The sequence below is a fragment of the Acidovorax sp. Root70 genome (assembly GCF_001428225.1).
Classification (GTDB): domain Bacteria; phylum Pseudomonadota; class Gammaproteobacteria; order Burkholderiales; family Burkholderiaceae_C; genus Acidovorax.
On sequence record NZ_LMHQ01000027.1, the window covers coordinates 33,647 to 51,439 of the forward strand.

A 17,793-nucleotide genomic window follows, 5' to 3' on the forward strand; every position below is an offset into this window, starting at 1 on the left:
CGAAACAGCCCCACGCCCGCCATGGAGGCGCAAAAAGTAAAATCGCGGGTTCCACCTACAGCGGCTGGGCAGGCGAGGCCTGCCGGCCAGCACCTTCCACACCATGAAACCCATCCAGATCGGCGTGGTCATGGGTTCCAGCAGCGACTGGGACACCATGCAGCATGCAGTGCAAATCCTTGAACAGTTCGGCATCGCGCACGAGGCCCGCGTGGTCTCGGCCCACCGCATGCCCGATGACATGTTTGCCTACGCCGAGGCCGCCGCCAGCCGGGGCCTGAAAGCCATCATCGCCGGGGCCGGCGGCGCCGCCCACCTGCCCGGCATGATTGCCGCCAAGACCCCTGTGCCTGTGCTGGGCGTGCCCGTGGCCAGCCGCCATCTGCAGGGTGTGGACTCGCTGCACAGCATTGTGCAAATGCCCAAGGGCATCCCGGTAGCGACCTTTGCCATTGGTACGGCCGGCGCAGCCAACGCGGCCCTGTTTGCCGTGGCCCTGCTGGCCAACGAAAGCCCCGACCTGCGCCAGCGCCTGGAAGCCTTCCGCGCCGAGCAGACGGAAGTGGCCCGCAACATGACCCTGCCGCCCGCCGCATGACCGCCAGTGACCTGAAGCCTTTGCTCCCTGGTGCGACCCTGGGCGTGCTGGGTGGCGGCCAGCTGGGCCGCATGTTCGTGCACCAGGCCCAGGCCATGGGCTACTTCACGGCCGTGCTGGATGCCGACCCGACCAGCCCCGCCGGGTTGGTGAGCCACCACCACATCCAGACGGGTTACGAAGACCCGCAGGGCCTGGCCGAGCTGGCCCGCCTGTCGGATGCGGTGACCACCGAGTTCGAGAACGTACCCGCCGCTGCATTGGCCGCCCTGGCCACGCAACGCCCGGTATCGCCCGCCGCCAGCGCCGTGTCGGTGGCACAAGACCGTGCGCGCGAGAAGGCGCACTTTGTGGCCTGCGGCGTGCCCTGCGCGCCGTATGCGGTGATCGAAACGGCCGAGCAACTGGCCGCTGTATCGCCCGACCTGCTGCCCGGTATTTTGAAAACTGCCCGCATGGGCTACGACGGCAAGGGCCAGGTGCGCGTGAAGACGCCCGTCGAGTTGGCCGCCGCCTGGGATTCGGTCGGCCAAGTGGCCTGCGTGCTGGAGAAGATGCTGCCGCTGCAGCTGGAATGCTCCGTCATCGTGGCGCGCGGTGCCGATGGCGCCATGGTGCACCTGCCCGTGCAGCGCAACCTGCACCGTGACGGCATCCTGGCTGTGACGGAGGTTTATGAAGGAAATCTGCCGCAAGCGCTAGTGGATCAAGCGGTGGTCGCTGCGAAATCTGTAGCACAAGGACTCCAGTACGTGGGCGTGCTGTGCGTGGAGTTCTTTGTGCTGCAGGACGGCAGCCTGGTGGTCAACGAGATCGCTCCGCGCCCGCACAACAGCGGCCACTACAGCCAGAACGCCTGCGATGTGTCGCAGTTCGAACTGCAGGTGCGCACCATGGCGCGCCTGCCGCTGACGCAGCCGCGCCAGCACAGCGCCGCCGTCATGCTGAACCTGCTCGGCGACCTGTGGTTTGCCCACGGCGACGCGGCGCAAACCCCTGCCTGGGCCGAGGTGCTGGCCTTGCCCGGTACGCACCTGCACCTGTATGGCAAGCACGATGCCAAGCGCGGTCGCAAGATGGGGCACCTGAACATCACCGCCGCCACCCCCGAGGCTGCGCGCGCCACAGCCCTGCAGGCGGCAGCGCTGCTGGGCATCGAGCCCTTCTGAGCCGGGCCCCTCCCATGATCCTCGACGGCAACGACCCCCAGGCCATCGCCACCGCCGCGCGTGCTGTGCGCAGCGGCGCCCTGCTCGGCCTGCCCACCGAAACGGTGTATGGCCTCGCAGCCGATGCCAGCAGCGATACCGCCGTGGCGCAGATCTTTGCCGCCAAGGGGCGGCCCAGCGACCACCCGCTGATCGTGCATGTGGCCAATGCCGAGGGCATTGCGCATTTCGCCAGCACAGTGCCCGCGTTCGCCCAGAAGCTGGTCGATGCCTTCTGGCCCGGCCCGCTCACGCTCATCCTGCCGCGCCTGCCCGGTGTGGCCACCGCCGCCACCGGCGGGCAGGACAGCGTGGGACTGCGCTGCCCCGCGCACCCCGTGGCCCACGCCCTGCTGCTGGCCTGCGCAGCCGCGGGCGATGGCAAAGACGCCGGTGGCCCGCCCGTGTGGGGTGTTGCAGCCCCCAGCGCCAACCGTTTTGGCCGCGTGAGCCCCACCACCGCCCAGCACGTACAGGACGAGTTGGGCGCCGACCTGCTGGTGCTGGACGGCGGGCCCTGCGACGTGGGCATTGAAAGCACCATCGTGGACTGCACGCGCGGTGTGCCTGTGCTGCTGCGGCCCGGCGCCATCACCCGAGCGCAGATTGCAGCGGCTTGTGGTGTGCCTCCGCTGTCCAAGGAAGACCTGCCCACGGCCACACCCCGCGCTTCGGGCACGCTGGAGGCCCACTACGCCCCCAGCGCCAAGGTGCGGCTGATGGATGCCAAGGCGCTGCAGACCAGCCTGGACCTGCTGGGCGCCGAGGCCGCCCACATCGCGGTCTATGCCCGCGCTGCACTGCGCACCCAGTCCTCCAAGCTGGTCATGCGGCGCATGCCCGACGACGCGGCCGCCACGGCGCAGCAGCTGTTCGCCGTGCTGCGCGGGTTTGACGATGAGGGCGTGAAGCTGATCTGGATCGAAGCCCCGCCCGCCAGCCCCGAGTGGGAAGGCGTGCGCGACCGCCTGCAGCGCGCATCCGCAGCCTGACCCGGCACGATGGCGCCGCTTTACATCCGTTGACTTTGCGTCGTTAAACTACCCCCCACTTTTCTGGAGAAATACATGGCAGCAAATTGGATGCGCCGCACCATCATGGTCGCCGCATGTGCGTCGGCCGCGTTGCTCGCGGCCTGCGGTTCCAGCACCACCGAATCGGCCATCTCGCCCCAGCGCTTCATTGCGTTCGGCGACGCCATGAACGATGTGGGGCAAAACGGCTCGCGTTACACCGTCAATGACGGCAGCGTCAACAACTGGACCCTGCAACTGGTCGCCAACTATGGCAAGTCGCTTTCCCCGGTCTCCGCAGGCGGCCTGAGCTATGCCACCGGCAACGCCCGCGTCAGCGCCAAGCCCGACGCGGCTGGCAACGCCAGCACCCGCACCGTCACCGAGCAGATCGACACCTTCCTGACCAGCGGCAGCTTCGCAGCCACCGACGTGGTGATCGTGAGCGGCGGCGTTAGCGACGTGATCGCTGGCATGGCGGCTGTGAACGCAGGCACGCAGACCGAAGATGCCATGGTGGCTGCTGCTCGCAAGGCTGGTGAAGACCTGGCAGCCCAGGTACGCCGCCTGGTGACGGCCGGCGCCAAGTATGTGGTGGTGACCGGCACCTACGACCTGAGCAAGACCCCGTGGGCCAAGACCATCGGCCGCGAGGCCCTGCTGACCAACGCCAGCAGCCGCTTCAACGAAGGCCTGCTCGTGGGCATCGTGGACCTGGGCGCCAACGTGCTGTACGTGGACTCGGCCTATTACGTGAACCTGTACACCAGCGTGCCTGGCAACTATGGCTTCAACAACTCCACGGCGGCGGTGTGCACATCGGTGGACGCCAACAACGGCATCGGCATTGGTGCAGGCCAGGTCAATTCGGCCCTGTGCAACACCTCCACGCTGCTGTCGGGTGCCAGCGCTACCTCGTTCGTGTTTGCCGACAGCGTGTACCTCACGCCATCCGCGCAGCGCCAGTTTGGCACCTACGCCTACGACCGCCTGCGCGCACGCTGGTAAGCCGGTACGCTCCGGGTTCTCCCAAATAAAAAGGCCGCCCACAGGGCGGCCTTTTTATTTGGGGCGGCGGGTCCGCTCCTTGTGGAGGTCAGAACCGGTACACCACACCCAGCGCCACCACGTTGGGATTGAGCTTGACGTCGATGGTCTGGCCCGTGGACAGCGTGTTACGCGTCTTCACAAAGGTCTTGTAATACGCCACATCCAGCGACCACTGTTCGTTGAGCGCGATGCTCACACCCACCTGTGGCGTCAGACCAAACCGCGACTCGGCACTCAGCGTGGTGGGGCGCGAGGGGTTGCCACCGGTCAGCCCGGTCAGCGCAGCGGTGCCGCGTTCCTTGAAGAACTTGGCGTAGGTCACGCCCAGGCCCACATAGGGGCGCACCCGGGCATTGGCCTCCAGAAAGCGGTACTGCGCGAACACGGTCATGGGCAGCACCTTGACCTCGCCGATCTTGCCCACACCGCCGATGGCCCCCGCACCCATGATGTCGTGCTTGAAGGGCAGCGCCAGGGGCACGTCCACCGCCCAATGGTCGGTGAGCATGTAGGTGATGCCGCCCGCCAGTTGCGTGTCGGCACGCACGTCCACCTTGGTGCCTGTGAAGCTGGGCGCGGACAGGTCGCCGCTGGTGACCTGCGGCGAGATTTGCGTGGCGCCCGCGCGTACCAGCCAGTTGCCTGCGGTTTGCGCCTGGGCACCGCCGGACAGGGTGATCGCCAGGGCGGCCAATGCGCCAGCCAGGGAAGGAGAAATGGTTGTGGTTTGCATGGTGTGTGAACCCTTCAACAGCCGATTACAGCCAGCCAGCGCGGGCCAGCGAACGCGATACCAGCTGGCTGACCAGCTGGTGGCCATACGGCGTGGGGTGGAAGCTGTCGGAGAACGCGTAGGTCTTCCACCAGTCCGCACCACCCGTGGCGCCTGCGGGCGGTGTCTGTGCCGACAGGGCGGCTGCCGTGCAGGTGGGGAAGGTATAGGTGGGCAGGCCGTCAGCACCCAGGCCCGTGATGGGGCATGCGGTGTATTTGGCGTTGGTCAGCCCGAACTGCGCAGGGTTGGCCACCTGGTCGTTGAACGAGGTGTAGAAGTCCACCACCACCACCTTGCTGTTGCCCGCAAAACGTTTGGCCAGCTGGGCGTTGAAGGCTTCGAGCCAGGCCTTGAGCAGGCCCTGCACCTGCGCACTGGCGGCAGCGCCCGCTGACGCCGTGATGCCGCCGAGCACCTGCTGCAGGCGCGGCGTCTTGTCGATGGCAGGCATGTTGAGCACCGCCACACGCTGTGCGCCCTTGCTCAAGGCATTGGCTTCGATCGCGTCGTGGAACTTGTCGGCCAGCGCCACCATGTAGGCGCCACCCACCTGGGCCTGGCCCGTGGCACCGCCCGCGAGGCCTGCGTTCACCGTGGCTGCAGGCAGCAAGGTGGACAGCAGCGCGCCGAAGGCCTTGCCGCCGTCCTTGGAGGCCGACAGGTAGGCACCAATGAGGTCCGCGGCATCGTTGCCACCACCGTCGATCAGCAGCAGGTCGCCCGCGCTGAAGCCGTCGACGCCGGCATCGGTCAGTTGCTTGACGATGGAGACAGGCGACGTGGGTGCCGTGAAGTTGTTGATGCGCCCGCCGCCGATGGCGTAGTTGGTGCAGCCCGCCGCATTGTTGAAGGCACTGCCGGTGAACGCATAGCGGGGGCAGAGCGTGTTGCTGTAGCTGCTGGCCACCAGCTCCGGCCAGATGGGTGTGGACGATGGGCCCGTGGGCGCACTGCCCTGCACCGTGAACTTGAAGCCAAACGTGCCGCTATCGGCAATGCTGTCACCCATGACCTTGACGGTCTTGATGGGCGCCACCGGAGCGGTGTCGGCACCGCCGCCTCCGCACGCCACCAGCAGCGACGCTGCCGCCAGAGAAACCCACAAAGCCTTGCGCTGAAAAACCATCGGTATCACTCCTGTTATCGTAAAAATAGAACGACCGTGCTATTCCTCGCGGATCATATTCGCCAACGCAAAAAAGCCCCACCGGGTAAATACCGGTGGGGCTTAGGGGTGGGGTTCTAAAAGCCTGCGAACCCCTTGGGGGCTTCACGCAGGCATCACAGCCGTCACTTGACGGTGTCGAACACCGCCTTGGCCTGCGCGTGGCAGAACGGCGGCTCGTAGGTGCCGTGGTAGCTGCCGTAGTAGGTGGCAAAAGCTGCCGAGGTGGGGTCGGTGGGTGCCTTGCCGCCAGGACCATAGGTGGCCTGGATGGCAGCGTCCACATCCACCGTGTTCACATTCGTCACACCCCGGCTGTCGAAGTCGGCTTTCATGACGGCCATGTGAACTGCTGGGGGCACGGTGGGGTCGCCTGCGCCACCACACAACATGACGCGCGCCTTGGGGGTCCAGCCCAGCAGGTCGTTCTTTTTGGCGGCCAGATACAGTGGATGGGTGGTGCTGGTCTGCGAACCGGTGATGAACGCCGACTGGAACAGCGCGTCACGCGCCTGGTTAGGCGTGCCCGCAGGCAGCGTGCCCGTGGTCACCAGGGTGGTGTAGTTGAGCGTGGGGTTGGGCAACAGGTTCTCGATGTAGCCGGAGTACGGCGCCTTGAACACATCCTTCACGTCGGTGTAGACGGTGCCATAGACCTTCTGCCAGGCCGTGACGAGGTAGGGCACAAAGAACTGCACACCAGCGATCGCGTCTGGAATGCGCAGCGAACCCGACAGGTTGTAGGGGCCGGCCAAGTGAGCGCCCGCGACCACGTTGAATTCGTTGCCGTAGTCCCGCTCGGCGGCGCGCTGCGCCGCCATGGACGAGTGGCCGCCCTGCGAGTACCCGGTGAACATCACCTTGCCCGACAGCGTGGCGCCCACCGTGCTTGCCGCATTGCGTGCTGCACGCACCGAGTCGATGACCGAGGTGGCTTCCGAATCGGCATGCAGGTAGGGGTGGTAGCTGTAGCCCGACTTGGCAAAGCCCAGGTAGTCGGTGGCCACCACGGCATAGCCCTGCGCGGCGTACATGGCGGCCAGCAGGAAGGTTTCGCTGTCCTGCGGGTTCGCCAGGGTGCGGGGCTTTTGCACATCGGTGCCCTTGGCGTAGGCCACCAGTGGAGCGGCCGTGGTGCATGTGCCGGCGGGCACCAGCATCACGCCCGAGGCGTTGGTGTTCTCGCCGCTCTTGGCACCCACGGTCGCATAGTTCAGAGACACCACCTTCACGTCACATTTGGCCTTGCCGCTGATCGCCTGCAGGCCGCTGCTGGCCGTGGCCGCATCGATCTGCGCCACGGTGAGCGTGGTGAGCGTGGCGGGAGGGTCAATCAACGCGCCGCGCGCCGGGTCGTCAGAGCCACCGCAGGCGACAAGCAGGACCGCTGCAGCGGCCACACAGGTAAGGCGGAAATAGGTCATGGATGGATACCTCGGTCAGTGAAGAACGACGCATCGTGCGCGCACCTGCGCTGCAGCATCCATAGGGGATAACGCGGGAGGCCGCACGCCGCCAGACACCTAGGCGACAGCGCGCCGGGGCCCGCGTGACCGGTCAGTCGGGACGGTGCACGCCGTACAGCACCTTCATCCCCAGGATGGTGCCCGCCAGGGCCAGAGTGATGGCATTGGCCACCACGATGGGCCAGGCTGCCAGCGCCAGGCCGTAGGCCAGCCACAGTGCCACGCCCACCGTGAAAACGCTGTACATGCCCAGCGAGATACCGCTGACGTCGCGGGTGCGAAAAGTGTGCAGGGCCTGGGGCACAAAGCTGCAGGTGGTCAGGCAGGCGGCGAGGTAGCCGATCAGTTCGTGGAGTTGCATGGTGGGGAAGAAGCGAGGCAGCGCCGATTGTTCATTGCTCGCGCGCCGTCCAGTCGATGAGGCTGTCGAGCACCGGCCGCGCCGCGCCCGCATTGGCGTGGTTGACCACGGCCACCAGCACATAGCGACGCCCACTCGCGGCATGCACATAGCCCGCCACAGCCATCACGTCGCGCAGGCTGCCGGTCTTGAGGTGGGCAGTGCCCGCCCGGCTCTGGCTGCGGCGCAGTGTGCCGTCCACACCCGTGATCGGCAGCGACGCCACCAGCTCGGGCATCACAGGTGACACCCAGGCCATCTGCAGCATGCGGGCCAGAGCCTGAGCGGTCAGGCGGGCGTCGCGGCTGAGCCCGGCGCCGTTGTCCACCTGCGGCAGGTCCGCATCGCCCATGCGAGCCTGCCACCACTGGCGCAGCACCTCGCGGGCCCCATCAAACGTGGCCACACCGTTTTTTTGCAACGCCAGGGTCAGCAACACCTGCTGTGCCATCACGTTGTTGCTGTACTTGTTCACATCGCGCACCACCTCGGCCAGCGCGGGGGACGTGACCACAAACGCGGGTTTGAGGCCCGGGGGGACCTTGCCATCGCGCACGCTGCCCGTGAGCTTGCCGCCCAGTTCGCGCCACATGCCCTCCACCGCCCGCGCCGCAAAGCCGCGCGGATCGGCCGCAGCCACCGGCCACACGCGTTCACCACACGCGGCGGGGTACACACCCTGGAACGACACCTTCGAGGGGTCCGACAGCTCTGCTCGCAGGGTGGCACGCCAGTCACCACAGTCTGCGCCCGGCGCCGCCAGCGCCACGGTGGGCTGGCGCTGCACCCCGGCCAAAGGCGGGTCGTACTGGATGCGCGCCAGACCGGCGGCAGCATCGGGCACAAAGGTCATCACCGACGACTTGTAATTCAGCAGCAGGGCGTCGGGTGAGACGTTGTAGGGCCGCAGCGGTTCGCCATCAAACCGCGCCGGGTCCTGGTCCGGCACGTCGAACGCGCTGCGGTCCAGCACGATGTCGCCCACGATGACCTGGATGCCCTGGCCCTGCAGCCGCCGCATTAGCAGCCACAGCCGCTCCATGACCAGCTTGGGGTCGCCCTGGCCCTGGATATACACATTGCCCCGCAGGCTGCCGTCCTGCACTGTGCCCTGCACATACACCGGCGTGTTCCAGACATAGGCGGGGCCCAGCTGTTCCAGCGCTGCATAGGTGGTCACCAGCTTCATCACCGACGCGGGGTTCACAGGCACCTGGGCACGGTGCGCAAGGCGCGGACTGGCCTTGCCAACCGGTTGCGCGTCCACCACCATCACCGACAGGGCCTCGCGGGGGAGCTTGGCGCGGACCAGGGCGGCCTCCACCTCGGGCGGCAGAGGGCCTGCAGCGGGAGCCGCCGTCTGCGCCCCCGCCGAGCCCACCCCGCCCGCAGCCATCAGCCACGCAGCACCCCAACCCACCACACCACGCAGCACACGGCGGCGCCAAAGAGCAGAAACAGACAACATGGCGGGGAGTCTATCGCCCACACACCTGCACCAAGCGCCGCTCTACTCCCAGCGCCAGCACGGCCTGCGGCGGGCGCCGATAATCGCCCGATGCGTTTTTCTCCCCGCACCATCGGCCTGCTGGCGGCCGTGGTCACCGTCACCATCTGGACGGGCTTCATCATCATCGCCCGCGCCTCGGCCCAGCGCACGCTCACCCCGTTCGACATTGCACTGCTGCGCATCGTGGGCGCCAGCCTGGTGCTGCTGCCCTGGGGCTGGTGGATGGTGCGGCGACGTCTGGCGGCACGGGGAGCCTCGGCACCGGCGTCCAGCCTGGCGGGCATCTCGCCCCTGCCCTTGCGCACCACGGCGCTGCTGGGCAGCTTTGGCGGGCTGCTGTACGCGCTGCTGGCCTATTCGGGGTTCTTCCATGCACCGGCCACCCATGCGGCGGTACTCATGCCGGGCAGCCTGCCGCTGTGGACGGCGCTGCTGGCCGCCTGGCTGCTGCGCGACCACATCACGCCGCTGCGCGCCGCCGGCCTGGCGCTGATCGTGGCGGGCGATCTGCTGGTGGGTGGGCGCAGCCTGCTGGCGGCGTTTTCGGGCGGCGATGTCTGGAAGGGCGACCTGCTGTTCATGCTGGCCGCGTCGTCCTGGGCCACCTACAGTGTGCTGGCGCGGCGCTACGCGGTGGACGCGGTGCAGGCCACCATTGCCGTCACGGCGTTTGCCTGCGTGGTGTACCTGCCCAGCTACTCGCTGCTGGTCTCGCTGGGTGCGGTCACCAGTCACCTGGCGCTGGCGCCGTGGAGCGAGATCGCGTTCCAGATGCTGTTCCAGGGCGGTGGCTCCGTGGTGGTCTCAGGCATTGGCTTCACGCGCATGATCCAGCACTACGGCCCCGTGCGATCGACCATGATCACGGCCCTGGTGCCTGGACTGTCGGCGATGGGGGCGGTGATTTTTCTGGACGAGCCGATGCACTGGAACCTGGTGGCTGGCCTGCTGCTGGTCACCGCCGGTATCCTCGTGGGCGTGCTGCGCAAAAGCCAGGCCCCGAAAGCCCCTGCCGCTGCCACCCCCTGAGCCCCATCGCCGAACGCGCCGCCAAAGACCACCACACCCAGCCCATGAATCTGCTCGCCTTTGACACCAGTACCGACACCCTCTCCATTGCCGTGCAGCACGGCGATGGCGTCTGGCAGCACCAAGGGCCCGGGGGGCCGCAGGCCTCGGCGGCACTGATTCCCGCCGTGCGTGCGCTGATGGCGCAAGCGGGCCTGACTTTCGACACGCTGGATGCGGTGGTGTTCGGGCGCGGCCCCGGCTCGTTCACCGGGCTGCGCACCGCCTGTGCCGTGGCCCAGGGTCTGGCCTTTGGTGCCAAGGGCGGGCAAGGTGTGCCGGTCTTGCCCGTAGACACCCTGCTGGCCGTGGCCGAGGAAGCCCGCCATCAGCACGGCTGCACCCAGGTGGTGGCGGTGCTGGATGCGCGCATGGACGAGGTCTACCACGCGCACTGCGAGTGGCTGCCCGCCGAAGCCCGCTGGCAGGCCGACGAAGACTTCGGCCTGGGGGCGCCCGAGTCGGTGCAGCCCCCAACAGGCTGGACGGTGGCTGGCAACGCCCGCGCGCCCTACGGCGACCGGTTGGCGCCTACCGCCCCGCACCTCATGGCCTTGCCTACCGCCGCAGCCCTGCTGCGCCTGGCGCCCGCGCTGATCACCGCCGGCCATGCCGTGGCCGCCAGTGACGCCCTGCCGCGCTATATCCGCGATAAAGTGGCGCAAACCACCGCCGAACGCGCCGCACTGCGTGCCGCCCAGGCAGCGGCAACGCCCTGAGAAGGGGTGAACGAATCCCTCATGAGCGCACTGCCCACCTCCTCCGCATCGCCGTCCGGCGCCAGCCCCACCCGCCCCGAGGCACGCTTCGAGGCCCTGACCCTGGCGCGGCTCGATGCCGTGCTGGCCGTGGAGCAACTCGCCTATTCGCACCCCTGGACCCGCGGCAACTTCACCGACGCCATGGCCTCGGGCTACGAGGCGCAGCTGCTGATGGCGGACGAGCATCTGCTGGGTTACTTTGTGGCCATGATGGGCGTGGATGAGGTGCACCTGCTCAACATCACCGTCACCCCCGAGTACCAGCGCCAGGGCTGGGCCCGCGTGCTGCTGGACGCCCTGGCCCTGTGGTCACGCGGGCGCGGTGCACAATGGCTGTGGCTGGAGGTGCGGGTGAGCAACCTGCGCGCCCAGCAGATCTACCAGACCCACGGATTCCGCCGCGTGGGCGACCGCAAGCGTTACTACCCTGCAGCACACGGACAGCGCGAAGACGCCGTGGTCATGAGCCTGGCTCTCTGACCCCACGCCGCACCCGACCCTGCTGAACCTCTGATGGCCTGTTTTCTTTCTGTATGAGCCTCCACCTCAATGCGCGACAGCGCGCCATGCTGCAAGAAATGGGCGTCACCGTGTGGGGCCCAGCGCCGGCCATGGATGCGCCCCAGCAGCCCCCGGCAAGCGCCCCTGCTGTCGCAGTGGCAGCACCCGTCGTGGCGCCGCCGCGCGCCCAGCCCCAGGCCCCGTCGTCCCCCACGCTTGCCGAGCGCCCCCAGGCGCCGCCGGTCCACACCACCAGCCGCAGCGCACCCCCAGCCATCGCACCTGCAGGCGCAGGCCCGGCCGCGCCCGCCCTGCGCCTGCACCCTGCGCAGGCGCTCTACCCCGCCGCCGACCCGGCGCAAACGCCCGCCGGGCTGGGCCGGGGCTGGCTCATCGTGACCGAGAGCATGACCCCTGCCGAGCCCCTTGGCGGCGACGCGGGCCGTTTGCTCGACAACATGCTGCGGGCCATGCAACTGCACCAACATCCGCGCGTGTTCGTGACTACGCTGGAGCGCTCTGCGCCCGGCACGGAAGCCAGCGCGGACATTCCGGCCACACTGGCCGACACCGTGGACCGCCTGCAGCCCGCCATGGTGTTGGTGCTGGGCCACGTGGCGGCGCGTGCGGCGCTGGGACGCACCGAGCCCCTGGGACGCCTGCGCGCAGGCCCCCATGTGCTGGCCGGGTGCCCGGCGGTGGTGACCTACGACCCCGCCTTTTTGCTGCGCTCACAGGACAACAAGGCCGCCGCCTGGGCCGACCTGTGCCGGGCGCTGGCCATGGTGCGCAGTGCCGAGGGCTGACGCCTGTTGAAAGGCTTCGGCGCCCGCGCCACGCCGCACCAGGCGCCCGCGAGGTCATCGCCCGGTGCCATAATCCGCCGCTTGCCTAATTTTTACGGAGACAGCTCCTTGGAAACCTACCCGAGTTGGTAGCTTTCAGCTCCCGGCGCATTTGACTGCTGTGGGGTTGAAAGCACCCCTACCCCCGCACCGCAGACGCCAAAAAACAAGGGAGTGAGCCCATGCTCAACATCTTTACGCTCGCCAATGGCCGGCTGTTCCAGGAAGAAATCGAGTCCCTGGAAGAGCTGACCAAGTTCCAGCCGATCTGGGTGGACCTGGAAGCCCCCACGCTCGAAGAAAAGCGCTGGATCAAGCAGCACTACGGCCTGTCCATCCCTGAGGATGCGATGGACGAGGACATCGAGGAATCCGCCCGCTTCTACGAGGAAGACAACGGCGAGCTGCACATCCGCAGCGACTTCTTGATCGATGACGACGAAGACCCGCGTTCGGTGCGCGTGGCCTTCATCCTGAACCAGCACAACACCAACTTGAAAAGCCGGGGCGTGCTGTTCTCCATCCACGATGAAGACGTGCCCGTGTTTCGCCTGCTGCGCATGCGCGCGCGCCGCGCGCCCGGACTGATCGAAGACGCCAAGGAAGTGCTGCTCAAGCTGTTCGACGCCGACGCCGAATACTCGGCCGACACGCTGGAGAACATCTACGACGAGCTGGAGGCCGTGAGCAAGCAGGTGCTGGCCGGCGACGTGACTGACACCCGCGCCGGCGAGGTGCTGGCCGCCATCGCCCGCCAGGAAGACTTGAACGGCCGCATCCGCCGCAACGTGATGGACACACGCCGCGCCGTGAGCTTCATGATGCGCTCCAAGATGCTCAACTCCGAGCAGTTCGAGGAAGCCCGCCAGATCCTGCGCGACATCGAGTCGCTGGACAACCACACGGCGTTCCTGTTCGACAAGATCAACTTCTTGATGGACGCCACGGTCGGTTTCATCAACATCAACCAGAACAAGATCATCAAGATCTTCTCGGTGGCCAGCGTGGCGCTGCTGCCGCCCACGCTGATCGCCAGCGTGTACGGCATGAACTTCAAGTTCATGCCCGAACTGGACTGGTCGCTGGGCTACCCGTATGCGCTGGGCCTGATGCTGGCCAGCGCGCTCGGGCCCATGTGGTACTTCCGCAAGCGCGGCTGGCTGAAGTAGCCCCCCTGTGGCGCTGCGCGCCTTCCCCCTGGGGGGGGACGCCTCCAGCGGCCCGGCAAAGCCGGTTCCGCCATGGCGCTGGTAGATACATAGCGCCGGTTGCAGCGCATCGTGGCGAACGGCAAACGGGGTGCAGTGGAGCCCTCTTTAGAGGGAAAATCTGCCGCAAGCGCCAGTGCAATATGCCCCAGCCGCTATCAGTTTTATAGCTTCTGCAGAAACGACAGCACCATGTGCTCGGCGTACCGGCTGGCCACGGTCTGCACGAACTGGGCGAAGTCGCCGTGGGCTTCGTCGTCGGCCCGGTCGGAGATGGTGCGCACAGCGGCAAAGGGCAGGCCGTAATCGTGACAGACCTGGGCGACGGCGGCACCTTCCATTTCCACGGCCAGCACATCGTGCCCGGCAGTGCGCAGGGCGGTGCGCAGGCGCTCAGACTCTTGGGCGGTGGAGACAAAACGGTCCCCGCTGGCCACCAAGCCCTGGTGTGCTCGGTGGGCATCCCCGTGGATGGTTTTCAAGCCCCAGAGGCTGCTTGCGCTAGTGACACATAGGTTGGCAGCTTCTGAAAGCATAGCAACCAGCACAGGGTCGCACGCGAGGCGGCTGCGTGCGTAGCCCGGCAGCTCCCACCGAGGAAACAGCGGCGAGGCATCCATGTCGTGCTGCACATAGTCTTGCGCCACCACCACATCACCCCGGTGCACCCCATCGCCGACCCCGCCCGCGACGCCCGTGAAGACGATGCGCGCCACGCCAAAATGTTCGATCAAGGCCGTGGCTGTGGTGGCAGCCGCCACCTTGCCAATGCCCGACAGCGCCAGCACCACCGGGCGGTTGTGCAGCTCGCCGCGCCAGAACGCCCGGCCTGCGTGCATCAGCCGCTGCGGATGCGCCAGGTGCTGCACCAGCGAGCTTTGTTCTTCGGGCAGCGCACTCAGAATGGCAGTGCTCATGCAGAGGTCCTTGGGGTCATGTCATCGGGTCACAGCACACCCGCGCCAGCATCGCCGCGCGGTCGCAAAAAAGGCGGCCGGAGCCGCCTGGGGATTGTGACGTGCCGGAGACTGCGTCACTTCTTGTCGCGCAGTTCGCGGCGCAAGATTTTGCCCACGGGTGTCTTGGGCAGCTCGGTGCGGAACTCGATCACCCTGGGCTGCTTGTAGCCGGTGAGTTCGTGGCGGCAGAACTCCTTGACCTGCGCTTCGGTGAGCGCCGGGTCCTTCTTCACGATGACGAGCTTGACGGCCTCGCCGGTCTTCTCATCAGGCACGCCCACCACGGCGCATTCGAGCACGCCCGGGCAGTTGGCCACCACTTCTTCGACCTCGTTGGGGTACACGTTGAAGCCGCTGACCAGCACCATGTCTTTCTTACGGTCCACGATCTTGAAGAAGCCGCGCGCATCCATCACGCCGATATCGCCCGACTTGAAGTAGCCGTCCTCGGTCATGACCTTGGCGGTTTCATCGGGACGCTGCCAGTAGCCGGCCATCACTTGCGGGCCCTTGATGGCGATCTCTCCGGGCTCGCCCAGCGTGGTGACCTCGCGGCCCTCATCGTCCAGCAGCTTCATGGAGGTGCTGGGCAGCGGCACGCCGATGGTGCCGGTGTACTCGGTGCTGGTGGTGGGGTTGCAGCTGGCCGAAGGACTGGTCTCCGACAGTCCATAGCCTTCGCAGATGGGGCAGCCTGTCTTTTCGAGCCAGAGCTTGGCCACAGCACCCTGCACCGCCATGCCACCACCCACCGAGACCTTGAGGTTCTTCCAGTTGACGGTGTTGAAGTCCGGGTGGTTGGCCAGGCCGTTGAACAGTGTGTTGACGGCCGGGAAGCTGTGGAAGGTGTGCTTGGACAGCTCCTTGAGCACCGCAGGCAGGTCGCGCGGGTTGGGGATCAGGATGGTCTTACCGCCCGTGCGCATGCTCAGCATCATGTTCACGGTGAACGCGAAGATGTGGTACAGCGGCAGCGCACAGATGCTGGTGGGCTGCTCACCCGCCGGCACCTTCTTCATCACGGGCTCGTTCCAGGCCTCGGACTGCAGCACGTTGGCGATCACGTTGCGGTGCAGCAGCACGGCGCCCTTGCTCACCCCCGTGGTACCGCCGGTGTACTGCAGCAGCGCAATGTCGTCGGGCTTGATGTCGGGCTTCTTGAGCGCGCCGCGCGTGCCCTGGGCAACGGCGTCATTGAAGCGCACTGCCCCCGGCAGGTTGTAGGCGGGCACCATCTTCTTGACGTTGCGCACCACGTAGTTGACCAGCGTGCCCTTGAGCAGGCCCAGCTGGTCACCCATGGCGCACAGCACCACGTGCTTGACGGGCGTGTGCGCAATGCACTGCTCCAGCGTGGTGGCGAAGTTCTCGATGATGACGATGGCCTTGGCGCCCGAATCCTTGAGCTGGTGCTCCAGCTCGCGCGGGGTGTACAGCGGGTTCACGTTGACCACCACAAAACCTGCACGCAGCACGGCCGCCACGGTCACCGGGTACTGGGGCACATTGGGCATCATGATGGCCACGCGGTCGCCCTTGACCAGGCCCAGGCTCTGCAGGTAGGCGGCGAACGCACTGGAGAGCGAATCGGTCTGGGCGTAGGTCACGTCCTTGCCCATGAAGCTGTAGGCCACGCGGTTGGCGTACTTCTTGAACGCCTCGTCCATCAGCGCTACGAGGGAGCTGTACTGCGTGGTGTCGATGTCTGCGGGAACACCTTGTGGGTAGGCGGCCAGCCACGGGCGGTCGGTCATTGGGATTGTCTCCTGGTAGGTTTTATGGGGGTCCGGAAAGCACACCGACGCCTTTCAGCACGGTCGTGCTTTTCTTATAAGGGAATTATGCCCCTCAGCTCTTGAGCGCGGTCAGCACCTCGTCCAGCATTTTCTTGGCATCGCCAAACAGCATGCGGTTGTTGTCCTTGTAGAACAGCGGGTTGTCCACCCCTGCATAGCCCGAGGCCATGGAGCGTTTCATCACGATCGAGGTCTTGGCCTTCCACACTTCGAGCACCGGCATGCCCGCGATAGGGCTGGTCGGATCGTCCAGCGCGCTGGGGTTCACGATGTCGTTGGCGCCAATGACCATGGCCACGTCGGCATCGGGGAAGTCCTCGTTGATCTCGTCCATCTCCATCACGATGTCGTAGGGCACCTTGGCCTCTGCCAGCAGCACGTTCATGTGGCCAGGCATGCGGCCTGCCACCGGGTGGATGGCAAAACGCACATTCACACCCTTCTCGCGCAGGGTCTTGGTGATCTCGTACACCGTGTGCTGGGCCTGGGCCACGGCCATGCCGTAACCAGGCACGATGATCACGCTCTTGGCGTCGCGCAGCAGCTCGGCCGTCTCGGCGGAGCTGACGGGCACGGCCTCGCCCTGCGGCTCGGCAGCTTCGCCCTTCTTGGCGGGCGTGCCAGCGCCCGAGCCAAAGCCCCCCGCTATCACGCTGATGAAGTTGCGGTTCATCGCGTTGCACATGATGTAACTCAGGATGGCGCCCGAGGAACCCACCAGAGCGCCCGTGACGATCAGCAGATCGTTGGACAACATGAAGCCCGTGGCCGCCGCCGCCCAGCCCGAGTAGCTGTTGAGCATGGACACCACCACCGGCATGTCGGCGCCACCAATGGCCATGACCATGTGGATGCCGAACAGCAGCGCGATCACCGTCATCACCATCAACGGCACCATGCCTTGCTCGACGGTCTCGGCGCGCAGAAACTCGCGGCCGAACCAGATCACGATCAGCAGCGCGGCCAGGTTGAGCCAGTGGCGACCGGGCAGCAGCAGCGGCTTGCCGCCGATCTTGCCGTTGAGCTTGCCGAAGGCGATCAGCGAGCCGCTGAACGTGATCGCACCGATCAGGATGCCGACGTAGATCTCCACCTCGTGGATGATCTTTTCCGCGCCCTGCAGCTGGATCGAGGTATCGACGTAGCTGGCAAACCCCACCAGGCAGGCCGCCAAGCCCACCAGGCTGTGCATGAGCGCGACCAGCTCGGGCATCTGGGTCATCTTGACGACCTTGGCGGCATAGAGGCCGATGCCGCCGCCAATCACCAGGGCGCCGACGATCCAGGCCACCCCTGCGGGACTCACGCGCGGGCCAAACACCGTGGCCAGAACGGCCAGTGCCATGCCGACCATGCCGAACAGATTGCCCCGGCGGGAGGTTTCAGGGTTGGAGAGCCCCCCGAGGCTCAGGATGAACAAAATGGCCGCGCCCAGGTAGGCGACGGTGGCGAGACTTTGGGACATGTTGG

At 66.7% G+C, this 17,793-nt stretch carries 17 protein-coding genes; 9 read left to right on the forward strand and 8 right to left on the reverse strand.

Going from position 1 to position 17,793, the window contains the following annotated elements:
* Window positions 1-103 precede the first annotated feature (103 nt).
* From purE to ASD94_RS13410, 4 genes are all read left to right on the forward strand, one after another.
* Window positions 104-598: a 5-(carboxyamino)imidazole ribonucleotide mutase gene (gene purE, locus ASD94_RS13395; protein WP_056643723.1), complete on the forward strand. Its 495-nt coding sequence runs from the start codon at window positions 104-106 to the stop codon at window positions 596-598.
* Window positions 595-1,767, forward strand: coding sequence for a 5-(carboxyamino)imidazole ribonucleotide synthase (locus tag ASD94_RS13400; RefSeq protein WP_056643725.1), 1,173 nt, complete (start codon window positions 595-597; stop codon window positions 1,765-1,767). Before purE ends, ASD94_RS13400 begins: the two co-directional genes overlap by 4 nt.
* A 14-nt stretch (window positions 1,768-1,781) precedes the next feature.
* On the forward strand, window positions 1,782-2,798 hold the full coding sequence (locus ASD94_RS13405; protein WP_056643726.1) for an L-threonylcarbamoyladenylate synthase: 1,017 nt from the start codon (window positions 1,782-1,784) through the stop codon (window positions 2,796-2,798).
* A gap of 75 nt (window positions 2,799-2,873) precedes the next feature.
* Window positions 2,874-3,827: an SGNH/GDSL hydrolase family protein gene (locus tag ASD94_RS13410; RefSeq protein WP_056643728.1), complete on the forward strand. Its 954-nt coding sequence runs from the start codon at window positions 2,874-2,876 to the stop codon at window positions 3,825-3,827.
* An 88-nt stretch (window positions 3,828-3,915) separates the two neighbouring features.
* Here ASD94_RS13410 and ASD94_RS13415 read toward each other — a convergent pair whose 3' ends face one another.
* The 5 genes from ASD94_RS13415 to dacB form a co-directional block, all read right to left on the reverse strand.
* Window positions 3,916-4,602: an OmpW family protein gene (locus tag ASD94_RS13415; RefSeq protein ID WP_056643730.1), complete on the reverse strand. Its 687-nt coding sequence runs from the start codon at window positions 4,600-4,602 to the stop codon at window positions 3,916-3,918.
* Between the two features lie 25 nt (window positions 4,603-4,627).
* Window positions 4,628-5,770 carry an SGNH/GDSL hydrolase family protein gene (locus ASD94_RS13420; RefSeq protein ID WP_056643732.1) on the reverse strand — a complete coding sequence of 381 codons (1,143 nt, stop codon included), beginning with the start codon at window positions 5,768-5,770 and terminating at the stop codon, window positions 4,628-4,630.
* A 164-nt stretch (window positions 5,771-5,934) separates the two neighbouring features.
* Window positions 5,935-7,233 carry a lipase family protein gene (locus ASD94_RS13425; protein WP_056643734.1) on the reverse strand — a complete coding sequence of 433 codons (1,299 nt, stop codon included), beginning with the start codon at window positions 7,231-7,233 and terminating at the stop codon, window positions 5,935-5,937.
* A gap of 133 nt (window positions 7,234-7,366) precedes the next feature.
* Window positions 7,367-7,636 carry a SemiSWEET transporter gene (locus ASD94_RS13430; RefSeq protein ID WP_056643736.1) on the reverse strand — a complete coding sequence of 90 codons (270 nt, stop codon included), beginning with the start codon at window positions 7,634-7,636 and terminating at the stop codon, window positions 7,367-7,369.
* A gap of 31 nt (window positions 7,637-7,667) precedes the next feature.
* Window positions 7,668-9,143, reverse strand: coding sequence for a D-alanyl-D-alanine carboxypeptidase/D-alanyl-D-alanine-endopeptidase (dacB, locus tag ASD94_RS13435; RefSeq protein WP_056643738.1), 1,476 nt, complete (start codon window positions 9,141-9,143; stop codon window positions 7,668-7,670).
* Between the two features lie 90 nt (window positions 9,144-9,233).
* Here dacB and ASD94_RS13440 point away from each other — a divergent pair, with 90 nt between their 5' ends.
* The 5 genes from ASD94_RS13440 to corA all read left to right on the forward strand — a co-directional run bounded on the left by ASD94_RS13440 (window position 9,234) and on the right by corA (window position 13,529).
* Window positions 9,234-10,214 carry a DMT family transporter gene (locus tag ASD94_RS13440; RefSeq protein WP_056643740.1) on the forward strand — a complete coding sequence of 327 codons (981 nt, stop codon included), beginning with the start codon at window positions 9,234-9,236 and terminating at the stop codon, window positions 10,212-10,214.
* Window positions 10,215-10,258: 44 nt separating this feature from the next.
* Window positions 10,259-10,972 carry a tRNA (adenosine(37)-N6)-threonylcarbamoyltransferase complex dimerization subunit type 1 TsaB gene (gene tsaB, locus ASD94_RS13445; protein ID WP_056643741.1) on the forward strand — a complete coding sequence of 238 codons (714 nt, stop codon included), beginning with the start codon at window positions 10,259-10,261 and terminating at the stop codon, window positions 10,970-10,972.
* A gap of 21 nt (window positions 10,973-10,993) precedes the next feature.
* On the forward strand, window positions 10,994-11,494 hold the full coding sequence (gene rimI / locus ASD94_RS13450) for a ribosomal protein S18-alanine N-acetyltransferase (RefSeq protein WP_056644122.1): 501 nt from the start codon (window positions 10,994-10,996) through the stop codon (window positions 11,492-11,494).
* A gap of 53 nt (window positions 11,495-11,547) precedes the next feature.
* Window positions 11,548-12,321, forward strand: coding sequence for a uracil-DNA glycosylase family protein (locus ASD94_RS13455; RefSeq protein WP_056643743.1), 774 nt, complete (start codon window positions 11,548-11,550; stop codon window positions 12,319-12,321).
* Window positions 12,322-12,542: 221 nt separating this feature from the next.
* Complete coding sequence (corA, locus tag ASD94_RS13460) at window positions 12,543-13,529, forward strand: magnesium/cobalt transporter CorA (RefSeq protein ID WP_015016148.1); 987 nt, start codon at window positions 12,543-12,545, stop codon at window positions 13,527-13,529.
* 203 nt (window positions 13,530-13,732) lie between these two features.
* Here corA and ASD94_RS13465 read toward each other — a convergent pair whose 3' ends face one another.
* The 3 genes from ASD94_RS13465 to pntB all read right to left on the reverse strand — a co-directional run bounded on the left by ASD94_RS13465 (window position 13,733) and on the right by pntB (window position 17,788).
* Entirely contained in the window at window positions 13,733-14,485 is a 753-nt protein-coding gene (locus ASD94_RS13465; RefSeq protein WP_056643745.1) for a 5'-methylthioadenosine/adenosylhomocysteine nucleosidase, read from the reverse strand.
* A 116-nt stretch (window positions 14,486-14,601) separates the two neighbouring features.
* Window positions 14,602-16,281 carry a long-chain-fatty-acid--CoA ligase gene (locus tag ASD94_RS13470; protein ID WP_056643747.1) on the reverse strand — a complete coding sequence of 560 codons (1,680 nt, stop codon included), beginning with the start codon at window positions 16,279-16,281 and terminating at the stop codon, window positions 14,602-14,604.
* 94 nt (window positions 16,282-16,375) lie between these two features.
* The gene (pntB, locus tag ASD94_RS13475) at window positions 16,376-17,788 is read right to left on the reverse strand and encodes a Re/Si-specific NAD(P)(+) transhydrogenase subunit beta (protein ID WP_056643748.1); all 1,413 of its coding nucleotides are present in this window, start codon (window positions 17,786-17,788) and stop codon (window positions 16,376-16,378) included.
* Window positions 17,789-17,793 lie beyond the last annotated feature (5 nt).

What these genes read in the sequence shown, in the direction of transcription:
- tsaB (WP_056643741.1), top strand. Translation starts at nt 10,259, where the DNA reads ATGAATCTGCTCGCCTTTGACACCAGTACCGACACCCTCTCCATTGCC.
- purE (WP_056643723.1), top strand. Translation starts at nt 104, where the DNA reads ATGAAACCCATCCAGATCGGCGTGGTCATGGGTTCCAGCAGCGACTGG.
- ASD94_RS13465 (WP_056643745.1), bottom strand. Translation starts at nt 14,485, where the DNA reads ATGAGCACTGCCATTCTGAGTGCGCTGCCCGAAGAACAAAGCTCGCTG.
- corA (WP_015016148.1), top strand. Translation starts at nt 12,543, where the DNA reads ATGCTCAACATCTTTACGCTCGCCAATGGCCGGCTGTTCCAGGAAGAA.
- ASD94_RS13410 (WP_056643728.1), top strand. Translation starts at nt 2,874, where the DNA reads ATGGCAGCAAATTGGATGCGCCGCACCATCATGGTCGCCGCATGTGCG.
- ASD94_RS13455 (WP_056643743.1), top strand. Translation starts at nt 11,548, where the DNA reads ATGAGCCTCCACCTCAATGCGCGACAGCGCGCCATGCTGCAAGAAATG.
- ASD94_RS13440 (WP_056643740.1), top strand. Translation starts at nt 9,234, where the DNA reads ATGCGTTTTTCTCCCCGCACCATCGGCCTGCTGGCGGCCGTGGTCACC.
- ASD94_RS13420 (WP_056643732.1), bottom strand. Translation starts at nt 5,770, where the DNA reads ATGGTTTTTCAGCGCAAGGCTTTGTGGGTTTCTCTGGCGGCAGCGTCG.
- dacB (WP_056643738.1), bottom strand. Translation starts at nt 9,143, where the DNA reads ATGTTGTCTGTTTCTGCTCTTTGGCGCCGCCGTGTGCTGCGTGGTGTG.
- ASD94_RS13400 (WP_056643725.1), top strand. Translation starts at nt 595, where the DNA reads ATGACCGCCAGTGACCTGAAGCCTTTGCTCCCTGGTGCGACCCTGGGC.
- ASD94_RS13425 (WP_056643734.1), bottom strand. Translation starts at nt 7,233, where the DNA reads ATGACCTATTTCCGCCTTACCTGTGTGGCCGCTGCAGCGGTCCTGCTT.
- ASD94_RS13415 (WP_056643730.1), bottom strand. Translation starts at nt 4,602, where the DNA reads ATGCAAACCACAACCATTTCTCCTTCCCTGGCTGGCGCATTGGCCGCC.
- ASD94_RS13430 (WP_056643736.1), bottom strand. Translation starts at nt 7,636, where the DNA reads ATGCAACTCCACGAACTGATCGGCTACCTCGCCGCCTGCCTGACCACC.
- ASD94_RS13405 (WP_056643726.1), top strand. Translation starts at nt 1,782, where the DNA reads ATGATCCTCGACGGCAACGACCCCCAGGCCATCGCCACCGCCGCGCGT.
- rimI (WP_056644122.1), top strand. Translation starts at nt 10,994, where the DNA reads ATGAGCGCACTGCCCACCTCCTCCGCATCGCCGTCCGGCGCCAGCCCC.
- pntB (WP_056643748.1), bottom strand. Translation starts at nt 17,788, where the DNA reads ATGTCCCAAAGTCTCGCCACCGTCGCCTACCTGGGCGCGGCCATTTTG.
- ASD94_RS13470 (WP_056643747.1), bottom strand. Translation starts at nt 16,281, where the DNA reads ATGACCGACCGCCCGTGGCTGGCCGCCTACCCACAAGGTGTTCCCGCA.